This is a genomic window from Pseudomonas sp. Pc102 (assembly GCF_018408275.1).
In the GTDB taxonomy this organism is placed as follows: domain Bacteria; phylum Pseudomonadota; class Gammaproteobacteria; order Pseudomonadales; family Pseudomonadaceae; genus Metapseudomonas; species Metapseudomonas tohonis.
Map to the genome: position 1 here is coordinate 6,315,528 of NZ_AP021905.1, position 18,989 is coordinate 6,334,516.

Consider the following 18,989-nt stretch of genomic DNA (forward strand, 5'->3'; position numbering starts at 1 on the left):
GCATCAGGCCGAACGCCTGCCCAACTGCTCGCGCAGGGCCATCGCCAGCGGCTCCGGGCGCAGCTCCACGCGACGGTACTCGCGCCCGTCGGGCGTGCGCACCAGCCAGCCGGCATCGACCATCTCGCGCCGCAACAACACGTGGTCACCCAGGCTCGCAGCCGCGCGGATATGGCCGTCGACCTCGCGCTCGCTCATCGCGATGCGTGGCGGCAGCGCCATCCAGGTCATCCACAGGCAGGGGCGCCGGTGGCTGTGCTTGCCCGGCCAGGCATGCAGGCGGCCCTGCTCGTCGAAGTAGCGCAGCAGGCGGCGGACCAGCACGTAGTCCACCGCATCGCCGGCGGGCACCTCGGCCAGCTGGCGCTCGGCGACCTGGCTCGCGCGCAGCGCCTGGAAGCTGCGAAAGCCCCGGGCACGGGCAAGCAGGTTGAGCATCTCCACATGGCCCGGCGGCCGCTCGCGTCCCTCCAGCTGGCGGACCAGCGAGCGGGCGAGCGCGGACATGTCATGGGTGGCGAAAGGGATAAGCGTCTTGGACACAGTTCGTTCCTCGTGTGTGCCAAGTCCTCGGACGAGGATGTCGGGGGTCGCCGGGTTCCGACGCGGCACGGGACGAGTGTCGGTCGAGGGTGAGCCTGGGGCTCGTGGCAGGTTTAGCTGCCCGAATGGGCACCGGTGACGCCTGGGTGAACTGCCGACCGCGCGCCAGAATAGCTCTGGGTGTCGAGTAGCTCAACAGCTACCGGGCGAAGCGTCTGAGAAGACTGTAATCTTCTGCCATTACCCTGCTGGCGCATGCACGCCGGTCGCCGTGGAAACGCCATGGGCTTCATCCGATACGCCGCACCTTTGCTCTGCCTCTTCACCCTGCTCCCGGCCGCCTTCGCCGGGCAGCAACTGCGTGTCTGCCAGCAGAACCCCGTCACCTACGCCTACCGCATAGAGCTGGCGAACCTCATCCTCGCCCGCACCGCCGAGCGCTACGGCGCGGCCAGCATCGCCCCCAGCAACGCACCGGACCCATCCCAGGAACGTTGCCTGGCGATGCTCAAGGCCGGCCAGGTGGACCTCGCCTACGTGCCACCGAACCGCGAACGCCTGGCCGACTTCCGCATGCTGCCCATCGACATGCACCAGGGCCTGCTCGGCTACCGCGTGCTGATCATCCGCAAGGACCGCCAGGCCGACTTCGCGCGCATCGACGAACTCGAAGGCCTGCGCCGCATGACCGGTGGCTTCGGCAGCCAATGGAGCGATTTCCCGCTGTTCGCCCGCAACCACCTGCCGGTGCTGGGCATGGCCAACCCCGGCAACCTGCTGCCGATGCTCGAACAGCGCCGCTTCGACTACTTCCACCGTGGCCTCAGCGAAGCCTGGGCCGAGGTGGACGCCAACCGCCTCGCGCTGCCGGACCTGGTGGTGGAGCAGCACCTGGCGCTGAAATACCCGATGCCGGTGTACTTCACCTTCGCCCACGACAACCGGGTGCTGGAACGGCGCTTTGCCGAAGGCTTCGAGATGATCCGCGCGGACGGCACCTTCCAGGCCCTGTTCCTGCGCCATCACGGCCACCTGATCGACAAGGCGGGGATGGCCGGGCGGCGGGTCATCGAGCTGGACTCCGACCTGCCGGGCCGGCTACCGGACGGCGGCGAGGGGTTCGCCGAACCCGCCACCGCCAGGACGGGCGACACGCCCTAGGCGTGCGCCCGGGCTATCAGCCGATGTGCGCTTCGCCCGGCTCGTCGACATCCCCGCTGGCGATGCAGGCCGCGGCGGTGAACAGCACGTCGGTGGAGGAGTTCAGCGCGGTCTCGGCGGCGTCCTGGAGGATGCCGATGATGAAGCCCACTGCAACCACCTGCATTGCCACCTCGCTGGGAATGCCGAACAGGCTGCAGGCCAGCGGGATCAGCAGCAGCGAGCCGCCGGCCACACCGGAGGCGCCACAGGCGCAGATGGACGCCACCACGCTGAGCAGGATGGCGGTGGGGATGTCCACGGCAATGCCCAGGGTCTTCACCGCCGCCAGGGTCAGCACCGTGATGGTGATCGCCGCGCCGGCCATGTTGATGGTCGCGCCCAGGGGGATCGACACCGAGTAGGTGTCCTCGTGCAGGCCGAGCTTTTCGCACAACTGCAGGTTCACCGGGATGTTGGCCGCCGAACTGCGGGTGAAGAAGGCCGTGATGCCGCTCTCGCGCAGGCAGGTCAGCACCAGCGGATAAGGGTTGCGGCGGATCTTCCAGTAGACGATCAGCGGGTTCACCACGAAGGCCACGAACAGCATGCAGCCGATCAGCACCGCCAGCAGGTGGGCGTAGTCCGCCAGCACCTTCAGGCCGTTCTCCGCCAGGGTCGAAGCCACCAGGCCGAAGATGCCCAGCGGGGCGAAGGCGATCACCACGCGCACGATCAGCGACACACCATGGGACAGGTCGCTGAATACCGCGCGGGTGGTCTCGCTGCCCTGGCGGATGGCGATGCCCAGGCCCACGGCCCAGACCAGGATGCCGATGAAGTTGGCCTCCATCAGCGCCTTGACCGGGTTGGCCACGGCGCTGGAGAGCAGGCTCAGCAGCACCTCGGAGATATTGCCGGGCGGCGCCAGCTCAGTGGCCGCCGCGCTCAGGTGCAGGGTGGACGGGAACAGGCTGGAGGCCAGCACCGCCACCACCGCGGCGGAGAAGGTGCCGATCAGGTAGAGCAGCAGGATCGGGCGGATGTGCGTGCGCTCGCCCGGCTTGTGGTTGCCGATGGCGGCGATCACCAGGACGAACACCAGCACCGGTGCCACGGCCTTCAGGGCGGTGACGAACAGGGTGCCGAGCAGGCCCACGGCCGCAGCCGCTTCGGGCTTGAGCATGGCCAGCAGCACACCGGCCACGAGGCCGATGAGGATGCGCGTCACCAGGCTGGTGCCCTTGAGGCGCTGGAGGGTGGAGCGTTTTTCCGAAGACATGGCAGATTCACTGAACAGGGGCCGTGGACACGGCCGATACCCAAGATGCCCCGCTGCACCACCCCGGCCCGGCCGAAACGGAAATACTCGCCAGGCCGCAGGGTCTGTCGCCCTGCAGTCAGTGGAAGCGCAGCGGATTTGCCGCGCATTCTGCGGGCAGAAGCCCATTTAGGGTAGAGCGACCGGTCAGCGCACCCCGCCGATGTCGCCATTCCGGCTGTTCGGGGTCGATCTGGTGAAAAAACCGGCCCGCGAACCGCGCATGGGAATGAACCGTAGCCCGGGCTTCAGCCCGGGAGCGGTCTTGCCGACGCCGCGATCAACCCGCGACGACGAGTTCCGCCAGGGCCGCGCGCAGCCGCTCGGGTATCGGCACGGGGCGGTTGCTGGCGCGGTCGACGAAGACGTGGACGAAGCGGCCGGCGGCGCAGGCCTCGTCTTCGCCGGCCTTGAAGATGGCCAGTTCGTACTGCACCGAGCTGTTGCCCAGCTTGCCGACGCGCAGGCCCACCTCGATGCGATCGGGGAAGGCGATGGAGGCGAAGTAGTCGCAGGAGGAGCTGACCACGAAGCCGACGACCTCGCCGTCGTGGATGTCCAGGCCGCCCACTTCGATCAGGTAGGTGTTCACCGCGCTGTCGAAGAAGCCGTAGTAGACGACGTTGTTCACGTGCCCATAGACGTCGTTGTCGTGCCAGCGGGTGGTGATCGGCTGGAAGTGGCGGTAGTCGCTGCGCAGGTGCTGGGGTTGGCTCATGGGGTTCCCTGGTTCGGATGGGCTCAGTACGCCGCTTGGTAGATCGCCAGCGCGTCGCGCTCGCTGACTTCGCGCGGATTATTCACCAGCAGGCGCTGTTGCAACATGGCGTCCTTCGCCAGCTGCGGCAGCATCGCGCAGGCGACGCCAGCATCGCGCAGGCGCGTGGGCAGGCCGCTGCGCTCGCTGAAGTCGGCCAGCTCGAAGATCAGTTGCTCGGTGAGGTGCAGGTCGTTGCCCGGCTGCAGCTTGCGGCCCAGCACCAGCGGCGCCAGTTCGGCGTAGAGCGGCGCGGCGACCTCGGCGTTGAAGCCCAGTACATGGGGGAGCACCAGCGCGTTGGAGAGGCCGTGGGGGATGTGGTAGTGCCCGCCTAGCGGATAGGCCAGGGCGTGCACCGCCGCCACCGGGGCGTTGGCGAAGGCCTGGCCGGCGAGGCAGGCGCCCAGCAGCATGGCCTGGCGCGCCTCGCGGTTGCGGCCGTTGTGCACCGCCTCGTCGAGGTTGGCGCAGAGCAGGCGCAGCGCCTCGCGGCCGAGCAGGTCGGACATGGGGTTCTTCTTGTGCCGGCTGGTGTAGGACTCGATGGCATGGACCATGGCGTCGATGCCGGTGGCGGCGGTCACCGCGGCGGGCAGGCCGAGGGTGAGGTCGGCGTCGAGTACCGCCAGGTCCGGCAGCAGCAGCGGGGAGACCACGCCCATCTTGGTGGTTTCGCCGGTGGTGATGATGGCGATCTGGGTGACTTCCGAGCCGGTGCCGGCGGTGGTCGGCACCTGGATCAGCGGCAGGCGTCGGCCCCGGGCATTGCCGACGCCGTAGAGGTCCTTGAGCCCCTGCCTGCACTCGGGATGGGCCAGCAGCGCCACCAGCTTGGCCACGTCCATGGAGCTGCCGCCGCCGAAGCCGATCACCAGCTCGGCGCGCAAGGCCTTCGCCTGTTCCACCGCCTGCAGCACCACCGCTTCCGGCGGGTCGGCCTGCACCTGGTCGAAGATCTCCACCGCCACGCCGGCGGCGGCGAAGCCCGGGAGGATCGGGTCGAGCATGTTCAGGCGGGTGATGCCCGGGTCGGTGACGATCAGCACGCGGTGGGCATCGCGCTCGCGGCACAGCTCGGCCAGGCGCAGGGCCGAGCCGGATTCGCAGAGGATCTGCGCGGTGGTGGCAAAGCTGAAGGGCTGCATGGGGTGGCCTCTTGTTGTGGTGCGGCGTGATCCGTTGAGTGAAGCCTCTTTGCCGGGGCCCTGCGCTCGCGAGGTGGCAGGAAGGCTCCCGTCACCTCGCGAGCGCGGGGTTGCACTCAGAACGCGAAATGCGCCTCCGGCAGGGCCATCAGGCAATCCGCGCCGCCGAGCAGCGACTCGCGGTGGCCGCTGGCGCGGGGCAGCAGGCGGCGCACGTAGAAGCGCGCGCTGTGCAGCTTGGCCTGGTAGAAGTCCGCCTCGCCGGTGCCGCCCTCCAGGGCGTCCTGGGCGCGGGCGGCGGCCTGCAGCCAGAGCCCGGCCAACAACACATAGGACGAGTACTGGAGGAAGTCCACCGAGCAGGCGCCGATTTCCTGGGGGTCGTGGCGCGCGCGGTCGAGCACGGTGGCGGTGAGGTCGCGCCATTCCTTGAGGCGCGCCAGCACGGCACCGGCCAGTTCCGCCAGTTCGCTACGGCCGGCCTGGGCTTCGGCCATGGCGGCCAGCTCGTCCTGCAGCGCATGGAGTTCGGCGCCGCCGTCGCCCATCAGCTTGCGGCGGATCAGGTCCAGCGCCTGGATGCCGTTGGTGCCTTCGTAGATCTGCGTGATGCGGCTGTCGCGCATCAGTTGCTCCATGCCCCATTCGCGGATGTAGCCATGCCCGCCGTACACCTGCACGCCGAGGCTGGCCACTTCCTGGCCCATGTCGGTGAAGAAGGATTTGACGATGGGGATCAACAACGCCGCGCGCTTGCCGGCGGCCTTGCGCGCGGCCGCGTCGGGGTGGCCGTGCTCCAGGTCCAGCTGGCGCCCGCAATAGGCGGCGAGCATGCGGCTGCCTTCCACCAGGGTCTTCTGGGTCAGCAGCATGCGCCGCACGTCGGGGTGATGGATGATCGGGTCGGCGGCCTTGTCGGGTTCGGCGGCCCCGGTCAGCGCGCGGGATTGCAGGCGCTCGCGGGCATAGGAAAGCGCCCCCTGGAAGGCGCGCTCGGCGATGCCCAGGCCTTGCAGGCCGACCTGGAAGCGCGCGTCGTTCATCATGGTGAACATGCAGGCCAGGCCCTGGTTGGCCTCGCCGATCAGCCAGCCGGTGGCCCCGTCGAAGTTCATCACGCAGGTGGCCGCGCCCTTGATGCCCATCTTGTGCTCGATGGCCCCGCAGGACAGGGCGTTGCGCGCACCCGGCGTGCCATCGGCGTTGGCGATGAACTTGGGCACCAGGAACAGCGAGATGCCCTTCACCCCGGCCGGGGCATCGGGCAGGCGCGCCAGGACCAGGTGGACGATGTTGTCCGAGAAGTCCTGCTCGCCACCGCTGATGAAGATCTTGCTGCCGCTGACCTTGTAGCTGCCGTCCGCCTGGGGCTCGGCGCGGCTGCGCAGCAGCGCCAGGTCGGTGCCGGCCTGGGGCTCGGTGAGGCACATGGTGCCGGTCCAGGTGCCGCCGACCATCTTGTCCAGGTAGGCCTGCTTGAGCGCCTCGCTGCCGTGCTTGTAGAGCGCCAGCACGGCGCCTTCGGTGAGGCCGGAATAGACGCGGAAGGACAGGCTGGCGGCCATCAGCATCTCGTGGAAACTGGCGGCGACCATCTGCGGGAAGCCCTGGCCGCCATGCTCCACCGGGCCGGTCATGCTGGCCCAGCCGTTGTCGCAGTACTGCTTGTAGGCCTCGCGGAAGCCCGTGGGGGTGGTCACGGCGCCGCCCTCGAGGGTCACGCCTTCTTCGTCGCTGGTGCGGTTCAGCGGGGCGATGACCTCGCCGGCGTAGCGCGCGCCTTCTTCCAGCACGCCGTCGATCAGCTCGCGGTCCAGGCCATTGCCCAGCAGTTCGCAGTGGCCGGCGACGTCGAAGACTTCATGGAGTACGAAACGCATGTCGCGCAGGGGGCGGTGTAGCTCATCTCAGGCTTCCTCTTGGAAATCGGCGAAGCGGCGGCCTTCGGCGGCCAGGCGCTGGATCAGGGCAGCGGGCTGCCAGTGCAGGCCGTGGCGGCCGGCGAGGTATTCCAGGCGCTCGCGGATGAGCTCCAGGCCCTGGCCATCGGCCCAGCTCATGGGGCCGCCCTTGTCGGCGGGGAAGCCGTAGCCGTTGAGGTAGACGGTGTCGATGTCGGCACTGGAGGCGGCGATGCCTTCTTCGAGGATCTTCGCGCCTTCGTTGACCAGCGCCAGCAGGCAGCGCTCGAGGATTTCCTCCTGGCCGATGCCGCGACGCTCGAAGCCGAGCTGCTCGGATACCTGCAGCACCAGGGCATCCACTTCCGGGTCGTGCTCGGCCTGGCGGCTGCCTTCGGCGTAGCGGTAGTAGCCCATGCGCGACTTCTGGCCGAAGCGGCCGAGGGCGCAGAGGCGGTTGTCCACCTGCACCGCCGGGTCGTCCTGGCCCTTGCCGGCCAGTTCGCGGGCACGCCATTCGAGGTCGATGCCGACCACGTCGTACATGCGGAACGGGCCCATGGCGAAGCCGAAGCCTTGCAGGGCGGCGTCGACCTGATGCGGATAGGCGCCTTCGAGCAGCATCATCCGCGCCTCGCGTACATAGGTATGGAGCATGCGATTGCCGATGAAGCCGTCGCAGTTGCCGGCGATGACGCTGACCTTGCCCATGCGCTTGCCCAGCTCCAGGGCCGCGTCCAGCACCGGCCTGGCGGTCCTGGCGCCACGCACGATCTCCAGCAGCTTCATGATGTGCGCCGGGCTGAAGAAGTGCAGGCCGAGGACCCGCTCGGGGCGCCCGGTGACGGCGGCGATGGCGTCGATGTCCAGCGCCGAGGTGTTGCTGGCGAGGATGGCCGAGGGCTTCAGCCGGGCGTCCAGCTCACGGAAGATCTGCTGCTTGAGCTCGAGGTTCTCGTACACCGCCTCGATCACCAGGTCGACGTCGGCCAGGGCGTCATAGTCGCTCACCTGGGTGATGCAGGCGCGACGCGCGGCCGCCTGGGCCTCGTCGATGCGCCCCTGGCGCACGTTGTGGGCATAGGTGTCGGCGACCACGCCCAGGGCCTGCACCAGCATCTGCGGGTTGTTGTCCAGCCACAGCACCTGCACGCCGGCATTGGCCAGGCTCATGACGATGCCTCGGCCCATGGTGCCGGCGCCGATCACGGCGGCTTGTCGAATGTCGTGGGGGCTCTGGGTCATCGGATCGTCCTCTTGTTGTTCTGCGGTGGCTCGGGCCTGCGCGCGGGGATACGAAAATCGCCAGACACCTTAAGGAAGCCGGTACTATTTTTGAAATTTAGTCTTGTGATAGGTCGTATTCCCACGGTGAATATCTCCACGTTCGATCTCAACCTGTTGCGTGTGCTCGACGCCCTGCTACGCGAGCGCAATGTCTCCCGTGCCGCCGAGCGCCTGTCCCTCAGCCAGCCGGCGGTGAGCAACGCGCTCAACCGCCTGCGCGAGCTGCTCGGCGACCCGCTGCTGGTGCGCGTGGGCCGCAGCATGCAGCCGACGCCCCGGGCGCTGGCACTGGAGGGCCCGATCCGTACCGCCCTGGCGCAGATCGAGCAGAGCCTCGTCGCCGGCGAGGCCTTCGACCCGGCACGCAGCCGCCAGCGTTTCAGCATCGCCGTGACCGACTACGTGGAGCTGATCTGCATGACCCGCCTGCTGGAGCGCCTCGCGGTGCTGGCGCCCGGCGTGCAGATCGCCATCAGCCACCTCAGCCCCAGCCTGCCCGCCGAGGCGCTGGACAAGGGCGAGCTGGACCTGGTGCTGGGGCGCTTCCAGGGCATTGCGCCGCGCTTCGCCAGCCGCCGCTGGATGAGCGAGACCCTGCGCCTGACCGCGCGCCGCGACCACCCGCTGCTGCAAGGCCAGCCGGACCTGGAGGGCTTCCTCAGGCTACGCCACCTCTGGGTGCATGGCGGCCAGACCAAAGGCATGGTCGACCTGTGGCTCGCCGAGCGTGGCCTGAGCCGGCAGATCCTCTACACCACGCCCAACTACCTGCAGGCGGCCCACATCGTCGCCGGCAGCGACCTGGTGGCCGTGCTGCCCACGCAACTGGCCCACTACTTCGCCCGCCTGCTACCGCTGGAGCTGCACGAGCTGCCCTTCGCCGTGGGGCCCTTCCACCTGGATGTGGTCAGCGTGCAGGCACGGGAACGGGACGCGGCGCTGCAGTGGCTGATCGGGCAGATCCTCGAATTGGGCGAGCCCGGCTGAGCCTCGACCGACGAACGGTAGAAGAGGCGTTTCCTGCACGTGCGTACCCAGCTGCCAGCGGCCGCCTCCAGCACGGATCACTCGCAACGCCCATGGCTCGGGCGATGCAAGCGCGACGGGAGCGCGCGCAGCGAAGCGGCGGGACAGAAGGAGGCGGAAAAAGTGCTAGACGATCGAGTCACGAGCCTTATGCGCGATCGACCTAAAAGAGGGCTTCTCCTGCCCTTAGACTGAAGCTCCCAGGCCGAAAAACCAGGGAGAACCCAATGGCTATCGCAATCACACCGACAGGACCGACCCTGTTCACCAATACCCCGCTGCCGCGGACCAACGACCCGCTGGCGATCACCGCCCAGCCCGGCGTCACCACCCAGAACGCCATCGACACCCGGAACGAGCGGGCGCGTATCGCCCGGGAAGAAGCCCAGCAGCAGTTCGAGGAGAACCGGCAGCTGGCCCGGGAACGGGCACAGGCGTTGCGGGAGGAACAGGCCCAGCAGATCCGCGAGAACGCCGCCGAGACAGCCCGGCTGCAGCAGCAACAGCTCCAGCAGCAGCGGATCGCCGACTACATCGAAGCCCAGCAGACCGATGACCTGAACCCCGACAACCCGCTTTCCGGGGACTTCATCGCTCGTCAGCGTCTGCAGCTGGATGGCAACCAACAGGCCTTCACCCAGCCCGATCTGGGCCTGGTGACGCCGCGACTGGCCAACCAGGCCATCTCCACCTACCAGGCCGTGCAACAGCCCAGCTTCAGTGACCGGGCCCTGGTGGCCTGACGAGGCTGCAGGCAGGCCATGGTGAATCCCGGGCTACAGGTCGAGCTGGCGGCTGACCCAGTCGCGCACCTGGGCGTAGGGGTAGTCCTCCAGCGCCGCGAAGCCCGGCAGGTTGCGGGCCTTCAAGCGGGTGAAGAACGGCGTGGCGATGCCGCAGAGGAAACGGGTGAGGCTCTCCGCCCCCGCATCGCGGCCGTCGTATTCGTGCTGGCGCTGGCGGAATGCTTCGCACAGCGCGGCGAAATCCTTCCCCTCCAGCGCGGGTAGCGCCGCCGGCTCGGGCAGGCGTGCCACCTGGCCACGGCACACCGAGCAGTGACCGCACCGTGCGGGTGCCTGGTGGTCCCCGAAGTAGCCGGCCAGGCGCTGGCTGAGGCAGGTGTCGCTGGCGAACAGGTCGAGCATCGCGTTGATGCGGCCGATCTCGCTGGCCTCCTGGCGCTTGAAGTAGCCGTGCAGTTCATCCGCCAGGGCGTCGGTGTTCCAGTCGCTGCGCAGCGAGGCGTAGACCTCGGTCATCTGCTTGCTTTCCAGTTCGATCCAGCCGCGCTCCTGGAAGAAATCCAGGGCCTTGACCACCCGCGCACGCTCGGCCTGGTGTTCGTTCCACAAGCGGTCGAAGTCCACCGTGCTCCAGGTCCGTGCCCGTTGCGAGGTGGCCACCAGCGCCTCGACGAACCGGCGCCGCTCGCCCTCGAACCGGGCCACCAGCGCCTCGGGCTCCACGAGGTACTTGAAGCGGTATTCGGCGAAGTAGGCGAACAGCGGGGCGATGATGCCGCGCAGCTCCAATTGCACCAGCAGGGTCTTCAGCGGCAGCTGGCGGATGTTGCTCTGGTCCGACAGCGCGTTGAGGGTCAGCTCCCAGCGCCCGCCCTCCCCAACCGCGCCCCTGAGTTCCTGCAGCACGCGGAGGATGCCGTCGCGCTCCGGCGTGTCGCCGTAGACGAAGTTCTCCAGCACGTTGAGCCCATCGCGATTGGCCAGTACCAGGCACTCGGAGCGAGCGCCATCACGCCCGGCGCGGCCGATCTCCTGGCTGTAGTTTTCCACCGACTTGGGCAGGTCGTAGTGCACCAGGTTGCGCACGTCGCTCTTGTCGATGCCCATGCCGAAGGCGATGGTCGCGACGATCATGTCCACCTGCCCGGCCATGAACCGCCGCTGCAGCGCCTCACGGGCCTCATGGCCCATACCGGCGTGGTAGGCGGCGGCGGACAGGCCGCTGCGCACCAGCACCTCGGCCACCTGCTCGGCGGTCTTCTGCAAGGTGACGTAGACGATGCCCGGCTGGCCCTTGCGCGGGGTCAGCCAGTCCACCAGGCGCGCCATGCGGGCCGGCCCGGGCACCGCCTCGACGGCGAGGTCGAGGTTGCTGCGGTAGAAGCCGGTGGTGACCACGTCCTCTAGGGCGATGGCGAACTTCTTCTGCATGTCGGCAATCACCGCCGGTGTCGCCGTGGCGGTCAGCAGCAGCACCTGGGGAATGCCGAACTGGCGCTGGTAGTCCGGCAGCTTGAGGTAGTCGGGACGGAAGTTGTGGCCCCACTCGGAGATGCAGTGCGCCTCGTCCACCACCAGCAGGGAGATCGGCACCTGCTGGATGAAACCCCGGAAGCGCTCGTTCTTCAGGCGCTCCACCGAGATCATGAGGATCTTCAGCTCGCCCGAGCGCGCCCGCGCCATGACCTCGGCGGCCTCCTCGCGGCTCTGCGCGGAGTCGATGCTGGCGGCGGCGATGCCGTGGCGATGGAGAAAGGCCAGCTGGTCCTGCATCAGTGCCAGCAGCGGCGAGACCACCAGGGTCAGGTGCGGCAGGTGCAGCGCCGGGAGCTGGTAGCACAGCGACTTGCCGGAGCCGGTGGGAAAGATCGCCGCCGTCGAGCGGCCGGCCAGCACCGAGCGGATCGCCGCCTCCTGGCCGGGGCGGAAGGCGTCGTAGCCGAAGGTGGCGGCGAGGGTGTTGCGAGGCATGGCTTCACTCCGTCGAAAGGGGCCGTCGATCATGGCCCGAAGCGCAACGCAACAGCGCCGCGACAGGGCAAGGCGCCGCCCTGTATGTCCGTAGGATGGCGTAGAGCGCAGCGAAACCCATCATGATCCGTTCCCAGCATCAGCGCCCGGCTCAGGCACCGCGAACGCGGGCGTCGCACGGCGAGCAATGAAAAAGCCGCCCGGAGGCGGCTTCTTCTACAACGGGCTCGCTTACAGCTGCGGGCCGGCGTTGCGGATGGCGTCGGAGACGTCGAACTTCTTGAAATTCTCGATGAACTTCTCGGCCAGGCCCTTGGCGGCTTCGTCGTAGGCAGCCTTGTCAGCCCAGGTGTTGCGCGGGTTGAGCAGGTTGGTCTCGACGCCCGGAACGGCCTTCGGCACGTCCAGGTTGATCAGCGGCAGGTGCTCGGTCTCGGCACCGATCAGAGCGCCGCTCTGGATGGCCGCGATCACGCCACGGGTGGTGGGGATGTTGAAGCGCTTGCCGACGCCGTAGCCACCACCGGTCCAGCCGGTGTTGACCAGGTACACCTTGGAGCCGAAGCCCTTGATGCGCTTGATCAGCAGCTCGGCGTACTCGCCGGCCGGGCGTGGGAAGAAGGGCGCGCCGAAGCAGGTGGAGAAGGTCGACTTGATGCCGCCGCCGGAACCCATCTCGGTGGAACCCACCAGGGCGGTGTAGCCGGACAGGAAGTGGTAGGCAGCCTGCTCGTTGTTGAGGATCGACACGGGCGGCAGTACGCCGGTCAGGTCGCAGGTCAGGAAGATCACGGCGTTCGGCTCGCCGGCACGGTTGGCCTCGACGCGCTTCTCGACCAGCTCCAGCGGGTAGGCCGCACGGGAGTTCTGGGTCAGGCTGTCGTCGCTGTAGTCGGGCAGGCGGGTTTCCGGATTCAGCACGACGTTTTCCAGGACGGCGCCGAACTGGATGGCTTTCCAGATCACCGGCTCGTTCTTCTCGGACAGGTCGATGCACTTGGCGTAGCAGCCGCCTTCGATGTTGAACACGGTGCCCACGCCCCAGCCGTGCTCGTCGTCACCGATCAGGTAACGGCTTTCGTCGGCGGACAGGGTGGTCTTGCCGGTGCCGGACAGGCCGAAGAACAGGGTGGTGTCGCCGTCTTCGCCGACGTTGGCGGCGCAGTGCATCGGCAGCACGTCTTTTTCCGGCAGCAGGAAGTTCTGCACGGAGAACATGGCCTTCTTCATTTCACCGGCGTAACGCATGCCGGCGATCAGCACTTTCCTGGCGGCGAAGTTGAGGATCACGCAGCCATCGGAGTTGGTGCCGTCACGCTCCGGCTCGCAGACGAAGTTCGGGGCGTTGATGATCTGCCATTCCTGGCGGGCCTGCGGGTTGTACTGCTCGGGGTTGATGAACAGGCAGCGGCCGAACAGGTTGTGCCAGGCGGTCTCGGTGGTCATCTTGACCGCCAGGTAATGCTCGGGGTCGGAGCCGACGTGCACGTGGGAAACGAAACGCTCGCGCTCGGTCACATAGGCTTCGACGCGGTCCCACAGGGCATCGAACTTGTCCGCCGGGAAGGGACGGTTGATGGCGCCCCAGGCGATCTTGGATTCGGTGGTCGGCTCCTGGACGATGAAGCGGTCGGCCGGAGAACGGCCGGTGCGGTGACCGGTCCTAACTACCAGCGAACCGTTGGCGGCCAGCTCACCCTCGCCACGGCGGATGGCCTCTTCGACCAGTTGCGCGGCGCTGATATCGGTGTACACGGCGGTATTGGCTTGCGTCATGTGGTTCCCCGTCGGCGAGAGGCCGAGTCCTCCAATCAAATATGTAGTGGGTCATGCGACCCGCTACAGCGAAAAAAGTGCGCCGGATTATGCCAGAGGAACTATGGCTTAGGCGAGATGACTGGACGTAAGGCAGACGATACGGGGGTTTCAGTCAGACCGGGCACCGGGAGCCGCGACTCTGGCGAGCGCTTTTCAAGCGGGTTCGTCGCTGGAAATGACCGAGTCGGCAATGCCGGTCACCCTCGGAACGCCACGCGAGAAAACGAGGCCAGGCGGGCGCTTGCGGAGATATCCACAGGCCCGGGCTGCGCTACGAAACACTACAAATAGGTAGGAGACTTATTAGTTGGACGAGATAGCTGGAAGCCTGAAGAAGGCGTCGTGCCACTTCCGGCTTCGAGCTTCGAGCTTCGCCCGTCAGTGTTTTGTGCTGGACGGCGCCGCGCTGCCGCCACCGGCGAACAGTTGCGCCACGTCGGCGGCGTCGAAGCTGTAGCGCTGGTTGCAGAACTGGCAGTCGATGACCACTGTGCCGCCGTTCTCGTCCAGCAGGGCTTCGGCGTCGGTGCGGCCCAGGCTGACCAGGGCGTTGGCCGAGCGCTGGCGCGAGCAGCTGCAGCGGAAGCTGATGGGGCGCGGGTCGAACAGGCGCACCTGCTCCTCGTGGTAGAGGCGGTGCAGCACGGTTTCGTTGTCCAGGCCCAGCAGTTCCTCGGCGGTGAGGGTGTCGGCCAGGGTGGTCAGGTGCTGCCAGCTGGCGGCACGGGCTTCCGGGTCCTTCAGGCGGTCCGCCGGCAGTGCTTGGAGCAGGAGGCCCCGGGCGTTGCGGCCATCGGCGTTGAGCCAGAAGCGGGTCGGCAGCTGTTCGGAGTTGGCGAAGTAGGCGGACAGGCTCTCGGCCAGGTTGCTGCCCTCCAGGCTGACGATGCCCTGGTAGCGCTGGCCCTGCCTGGGGTCCACGGTCAGGGTCAGCACGCCCTCGGGCATCAGTTCGTGCAGGCCGGCACCCGGCTCCACCTGCTCGGCGTGGTAGCGGGCGATGCCGCGCAGCTCGCGATCGCTGGAGCACTCGACCATCAGCAGCGGCACGGCGCCGGAGGAGCGCGCCTGGAGCACCAGGAGGCCGTCGAACTTCAGGGTGCCGACCAGCAGCGAGGCGGCGGCGAGCATTTCACCGAGCAGCTGGGCCACCGGCTCCGGGTAGGGGTGCTTGGCCAGCACGTGGGCGTAGCTCTCGCCCAGGGCGACCATCTCACCGCGCACGTCGGTGTCGTCGAAAAGGAAGCGCTGGGTATTGTCGAAGGTCGGCATGAGGAGGGAACCCGGGAAGGAAAGATGACAGAACGATGACGGCGGACTATAAAGCGCGCCTTTCCACGGCCTGCGATAGATGAGGATGGGAATTTTATGGAGAAACCGATGCGTGTCCAAGCCTCCTGGCGATGGCCGGCCCTGATCGGCCTGCACGCCTTCGCCCTGCTGCTGCTCGCCAGTTGGCTGTCGCCGGCCACCCGGGCGCTCTGGGACCAGGCCGACCGGGCCGTCTACCTGGCCCTCAACGGCTCCCTGGAAGGCCACCCGCTGTGGATGGGCTTCTGGGCCTTTTGCAGCACGCGGCTGTTCGACATCCTCGCCGGCGGCCTGATGCTCGCGCTGCTGATCCGCCAGGACTGGGTGTTCCGCCGCCACCAGTTGCGCCCCGCGCTGTTCACCTTCATCGCCCTGATGCTGGTGCTCGTGGCGGTGCGCATCCTCTTCACCCGCATCGCCGTGCACCATGGCTGGCAGCACGCCAGCCCGTCCATGGTGCTGGGCGGCATGCAACTGTCCGATCACTTCCCGCTGCTGGAAAGCGTGTTCGAGGTGAAGGACCGCTCCAGCCGCAGCTTCCCCGGCGACCACGCCTCGGTGCTGATGCTCTGGGGCCTGTTCATGGCGATCTTCGCCCGTGGCTGGAACCGCGTGACGGTGATCGCCCTGGCCACCGCGATGATGCTGCCGCGCCTGGTGGCCGGTGCCCACTGGCTGGCGGACGACCTGGTCGGCGGCCTGTTCATCACCCTGCTGGTGCTGGCCTGGGGCTGGTGCACCCCGGCGGGCGACCACCTCGCCCGCGTGCTGGCCTGGCTGGCCAGCCCGGCCATGCGCCTGGGCAGCCGCGTGCCTTTGCTCAACCGCCTGGCGCTGCTGGACGACAAGCGCCTGCGCTAGCCCTCGAAATCGCCGGAGCCGCCGCGCAGGTAGTGGATCTGCCGGCGCTGCTTCTTGGTCGGCCGGCCCTCGGTCTGCACGCCCAGGGCGCCGGCCTTGCGCAGGGCCGCCGCCTCCTCGCGGCGGGCGATGCTCTCGGCGGTCTCCTCGTAGAGCGTCTGCGCCTCGGGCGCGCCCCGGCGCACCACCGACAGCGCACGGACCACCACGGTGCGCTCCTCGAAGCCGGTGCGGATCACATACTGGTCACCGATCCGTGGCTCCTTGCCCGGCTTGCAGCGCTCACCCCGGTGGTGGACCTTGCCGCCCTCGATGGCCTCCTTGGCCAGCGCGCGGGTCTTGTAGAACCGCGCAGCCCACAGCCACTTGTCCAGGCGCACCTTGTCGTCGTCTTTGTCGCTCATGCCTCGGTTTCCATGCTGGCAGGCTGCACGGGATCGCAACCTGAAAATTTGCCTCCCGGGCGCACGCCGGGCCGGATGCAGTTGTCACAAGGGGCAACTAGAATGCCGACAACTTTACCGGAAAGCCTGCTTTGAAGACTTTCGACCAACTCTCCGTGATCGGCCTGCGTGAATGGATAGCCCTGCCCGAACTCGGCATGGTCGGCCTGCGCGCCAAGATCGACACCGGGGCCAGCACCTCCACCCTGCATGCCAGCGACATCGTGCCCTTCGAGCGCGATGGCCAGCGCTGGGTGCGCTTCACCGCGCACCTCGGCACCCTGGTACAGCGGCGCCATCGCTGCGAGGCGCAGGTGGTCTCGGTGAAGACCATCAAGAGTTCCAACGGCCAGGCCCAGAGCCGCTATGTGATCAGCACCACGGTCGCCCTGGGCGATCGCGCCTGGCCGATCGAGTTCACCCTGGCCTGTCGCAAGACCATGCGCTACCGCGTGCTGATCGGATCCAAAGCCCTGGTGGACGGCCAACTGGTGGTCAACCCGGCCCTTAGCTACGTACAGGACAAGCCGACCCTACCGGCCTTCGACTCCCTTCCAGGTGCCCAATGAAAATTGCCGTGCTGTCGCGCAACCCGCGTCTGTATTCGACCCGTCGCCTGGTGGAGGCCGGCCAGCAGCGCGGGCACGAGATCCAGGTGATCGACACCCTGCGCGCGTACATGAACATCGCCAGCCACAAGCCGCAGATCCACTACCGCGGCCAGCCGCTGGAAGGCTTCGACGCGGTGATCCCGCGCATCGGCGCCTCGGTGACCTTCTACGGCTGCGCCGTGCTGCGCCAGTTCGAGATGATGGGCGTGTTCCCCCTCAACGAGTCGGTGGCCATCAGCCGCTCGCGGGACAAGCTGCGCTCCCTGCAACTGCTCTCGCGCAAGGGCATCGGCCTGCCGGTGACCGGCTTCGCCCACTCCCCCGACGACATCCCCGACCTGATCCGCATGGTCAACGGCGCCCCGCTGGTGATCAAGGTGCTGGAAGGCACCCAGGGCATAGGCGTGGTGCTGTGCGAAACGGAGAAGGCGGCCGAATCGGTGATCGAGGCCTTCATGGGGCTGAAGCAGAACATCATGGTGCAGGAGTACATCCGCGAGGCCGGCGGCGCCGACATCCGCTGCTTCGTGGTGGGCGACAAGGTCATCGCCTCGATGAAGCGCCAGGCCAAGCCGGGCGAGTTCCGCTCCAACCTGCACCGTGGCGGCAGCGCCAGCCTGATCAAGATCACCCCGGAAGAACGCATGACCGCCATCCGCGCCGCCAAGGTCATGGGCCTGTCGGTGGCCGGCGTCGACATCCTGCGTTCCAACCACGGCCCGCTGGTGATGGAGGTGAACTCCTCCCCCGGCCTGGAAGGCATCGAAGTGACCACCGGCAAGGATGTCGCCGGGATCATCATCGAACACCTGGAAAAACACGCCGGCCCCAACATGACCCGCACCAAGGGCAAGGGCTGAACCGCCCTCGCCCACCCGCGAATCCACCCTACATCCCGCCGTGCGCCGACCCCCTTCGCGGATGAATCCGCTCCCACGGAAGAGCCGGCCGTGCGTAGGGTGGACGACGCTCTCCACGTCCACCAGCGGAGTCACGCCCGGCACCCCGTGGTGGACCGGTGAAGCGGGGTCCACCCTACTCCCGCCATAGGTCGAGCCCCGTGCGCGGCGTCGATTCCTTCGCGGATGAATCCGCTCCCACAAAGCCGAGGGTTTCGCCCGACCTGCGGATGCATCAGGGGAGCATTGCGCTGAAACAGGCTCCGTTCCCCGGCCGGGGGCGGAGCCGTCCCGTCAATGGGGGGTGGTGTCCCCGGCGGCCTTCTTCGCCAGGTAATGCGCGAACAGCTGGTTGGCGTTGCCCAGGGAGATCAGGTGGGCGTAGATCCAGCCGAGGAAGCCGGACTTGTGCAGGTCCAGCACCTTGTCGTCGGAGAGGGCCAGGAAGCGTTCCTCGTCCACCGCCAGGAAGTCGCTGAGCACGAAGCTCTCGCCGTTGCTGTGGCTCAGCTTGAGGCTGCGCGGGGACAGCAGCTCCAGTTCGTTGAGCCTGTCGACGAAGCGGCGGGTGCGCTCCATCTCCGTGGTGAAGTTCTGCAGGAAGTGGATCATCTCTTCGAGGAAGGGGCTGTTGTGGCCTTGCTCGTCGAACAGCTCGCGGCCCTCTTCCTCGTTCCAGCCCGAGTAGGCGGCGTCGAAGCAGACGGTGAAGTTCTCCGCGCTGTCCTGGGCCAGCACGAACGGGTAACGGCGCACGAAGGCTGGGATGTAGCAGTTCTCCTGCCACAGGTTGTTGGCGTCGACGTAGCCGTTGTGGCCGGCTTTCAGGCCCAGCAGGGCGATGGGCACGGCCTGGACGCCCTCGCCGATGAACACGATCGGGTAGTGACGGGAGGCCTGGAAGAACTCCAGGCCGGCCAGCGGCACCAGGTGGGTGCTGGCGGCGAATTCGCTGTTGTGGAGGCTGGCGAGCTTCAGCGAGCGGTGCTCCTCGCGGTTCAGCGCCTTGATGTCCTTGTACAGCAGCAGCGTGGTCATTACGGGGATCTCCTGGGAAGAGCGGGTTGACGGATGACGATCTGCGCCAGGACCTGTCCACCATCCTGGTCGGGCACCCCATCCTTGAGGGTATGGGCCGCCACCAGGCTGATGTTCAGGTGGCGAGCCCCGTTGAAGTTAAGACCAGCACCGACGCTTTGCCGCGCC

At 67.7% G+C, this 18,989-nt stretch carries 17 protein-coding genes; 6 read left to right on the forward strand and 11 right to left on the reverse strand.

The window, feature by feature from the left end:
• Nucleotides 1-3: 3 nt before the first annotated feature.
• Nucleotides 4-543, reverse strand: coding sequence for a DUF2087 domain-containing protein (locus PHLH3_RS28810; RefSeq protein WP_244862954.1), 540 nt, complete (start codon nucleotides 541-543; stop codon nucleotides 4-6).
• A 282-nt stretch (nucleotides 544-825) separates the two neighbouring features.
• Here PHLH3_RS28810 and PHLH3_RS28815 point away from each other — a divergent pair, with 282 nt between their 5' ends.
• A complete protein-coding gene (locus PHLH3_RS28815; RefSeq protein ID WP_213627033.1) occupies nucleotides 826-1,704 on the forward strand; it encodes a hypothetical protein in 879 nt (292 codons plus the stop codon).
• A gap of 16 nt (nucleotides 1,705-1,720) precedes the next feature.
• Here PHLH3_RS28815 and sstT read toward each other — a convergent pair whose 3' ends face one another.
• From sstT to PHLH3_RS28840, 5 genes are all read right to left on the reverse strand, one after another.
• Complete coding sequence (gene sstT, locus PHLH3_RS28820) at nucleotides 1,721-2,965, reverse strand: serine/threonine transporter SstT (protein WP_213627035.1); 1,245 nt, start codon at nucleotides 2,963-2,965, stop codon at nucleotides 1,721-1,723.
• 319 nt (nucleotides 2,966-3,284) lie between these two features.
• Nucleotides 3,285-3,722 carry a thioesterase family protein gene (locus PHLH3_RS28825; protein WP_213627037.1) on the reverse strand — a complete coding sequence of 146 codons (438 nt, stop codon included), beginning with the start codon at nucleotides 3,720-3,722 and terminating at the stop codon, nucleotides 3,285-3,287.
• A 23-nt stretch (nucleotides 3,723-3,745) separates the two neighbouring features.
• Nucleotides 3,746-4,909: an iron-containing alcohol dehydrogenase gene (locus PHLH3_RS28830; RefSeq protein ID WP_213627039.1), complete on the reverse strand. Its 1,164-nt coding sequence runs from the start codon at nucleotides 4,907-4,909 to the stop codon at nucleotides 3,746-3,748.
• A gap of 116 nt (nucleotides 4,910-5,025) precedes the next feature.
• Nucleotides 5,026-6,798: an acyl-CoA dehydrogenase C-terminal domain-containing protein gene (locus PHLH3_RS28835; RefSeq protein WP_348529852.1), complete on the reverse strand. Its 1,773-nt coding sequence runs from the start codon at nucleotides 6,796-6,798 to the stop codon at nucleotides 5,026-5,028.
• A gap of 18 nt (nucleotides 6,799-6,816) precedes the next feature.
• Nucleotides 6,817-8,055: a 3-hydroxyacyl-CoA dehydrogenase gene (locus PHLH3_RS28840; RefSeq protein ID WP_213627043.1), complete on the reverse strand. Its 1,239-nt coding sequence runs from the start codon at nucleotides 8,053-8,055 to the stop codon at nucleotides 6,817-6,819.
• Between the two features lie 126 nt (nucleotides 8,056-8,181).
• Between PHLH3_RS28840 and PHLH3_RS28845 the strand changes: the two genes are divergently transcribed.
• Nucleotides 8,182-9,084, forward strand: coding sequence for a LysR family transcriptional regulator (locus tag PHLH3_RS28845; RefSeq protein WP_213627045.1), 903 nt, complete (start codon nucleotides 8,182-8,184; stop codon nucleotides 9,082-9,084).
• 266 nt (nucleotides 9,085-9,350) lie between these two features.
• Nucleotides 9,351-9,866, forward strand: a complete 516-nt coding sequence (locus PHLH3_RS28850) for a hypothetical protein (protein ID WP_213627047.1) — start codon at nucleotides 9,351-9,353, stop codon at nucleotides 9,864-9,866.
• A gap of 33 nt (nucleotides 9,867-9,899) precedes the next feature.
• Here the strand turns inward: PHLH3_RS28850 and PHLH3_RS28855 are convergent, their stop codons facing one another.
• The 3 genes from PHLH3_RS28855 to hslO all read right to left on the reverse strand — a co-directional run bounded on the left by PHLH3_RS28855 (nucleotide 9,900) and on the right by hslO (nucleotide 14,930).
• On the reverse strand, nucleotides 9,900-11,840 hold the full coding sequence (locus tag PHLH3_RS28855; protein ID WP_213627049.1) for an ATP-dependent DNA helicase RecQ: 1,941 nt from the start codon (nucleotides 11,838-11,840) through the stop codon (nucleotides 9,900-9,902).
• A 231-nt stretch (nucleotides 11,841-12,071) separates the two neighbouring features.
• Nucleotides 12,072-13,616, reverse strand: a complete 1,545-nt coding sequence (locus PHLH3_RS28860; protein ID WP_213627050.1) for a phosphoenolpyruvate carboxykinase — start codon at nucleotides 13,614-13,616, stop codon at nucleotides 12,072-12,074.
• 420 nt (nucleotides 13,617-14,036) lie between these two features.
• The gene (gene hslO / locus PHLH3_RS28865) at nucleotides 14,037-14,930 is read right to left on the reverse strand and encodes an Hsp33 family molecular chaperone HslO (RefSeq protein ID WP_173178587.1); all 894 of its coding nucleotides are present in this window, start codon (nucleotides 14,928-14,930) and stop codon (nucleotides 14,037-14,039) included.
• Nucleotides 14,931-15,038: 108 nt separating this feature from the next.
• Here hslO and PHLH3_RS28870 point away from each other — a divergent pair, with 108 nt between their 5' ends.
• Nucleotides 15,039-15,830 (forward strand): phosphatase PAP2 family protein, encoded by a 792-nt coding sequence (locus PHLH3_RS28870; RefSeq protein ID WP_173178586.1) that lies wholly within the window; start codon nucleotides 15,039-15,041, stop codon nucleotides 15,828-15,830.
• Here PHLH3_RS28870 and PHLH3_RS28875 read toward each other — a convergent pair.
• Nucleotides 15,827-16,234: a S4 domain-containing protein gene (locus PHLH3_RS28875; RefSeq protein WP_111260796.1), complete on the reverse strand. Its 408-nt coding sequence runs from the start codon at nucleotides 16,232-16,234 to the stop codon at nucleotides 15,827-15,829. The two genes, PHLH3_RS28870 and PHLH3_RS28875, sit on opposite strands and share 4 nt — an antisense overlap.
• Before the next feature lie 164 nt (nucleotides 16,235-16,398).
• On the opposite strand from PHLH3_RS28875, the gene PHLH3_RS28880 reads away from it, so the two are divergent.
• Nucleotides 16,399-16,842 (forward strand): ATP-dependent zinc protease, encoded by a 444-nt coding sequence (locus tag PHLH3_RS28880; RefSeq protein ID WP_256604779.1) that lies wholly within the window; start codon nucleotides 16,399-16,401, stop codon nucleotides 16,840-16,842.
• Entirely contained in the window at nucleotides 16,839-17,744 is a 906-nt protein-coding gene (gene rimK / locus PHLH3_RS28885; protein WP_173178584.1) for a 30S ribosomal protein S6--L-glutamate ligase, read from the forward strand. The genes PHLH3_RS28880 and rimK overlap by 4 nt, the downstream gene beginning before the upstream one ends.
• A gap of 333 nt (nucleotides 17,745-18,077) precedes the next feature.
• Here the strand turns inward: rimK and PHLH3_RS28890 are convergent, their stop codons facing one another.
• Nucleotides 18,078-18,821: a SapC family protein gene (locus PHLH3_RS28890; RefSeq protein ID WP_213627052.1), complete on the reverse strand. Its 744-nt coding sequence runs from the start codon at nucleotides 18,819-18,821 to the stop codon at nucleotides 18,078-18,080.
• Nucleotides 18,822-18,989 lie beyond the last annotated feature (168 nt).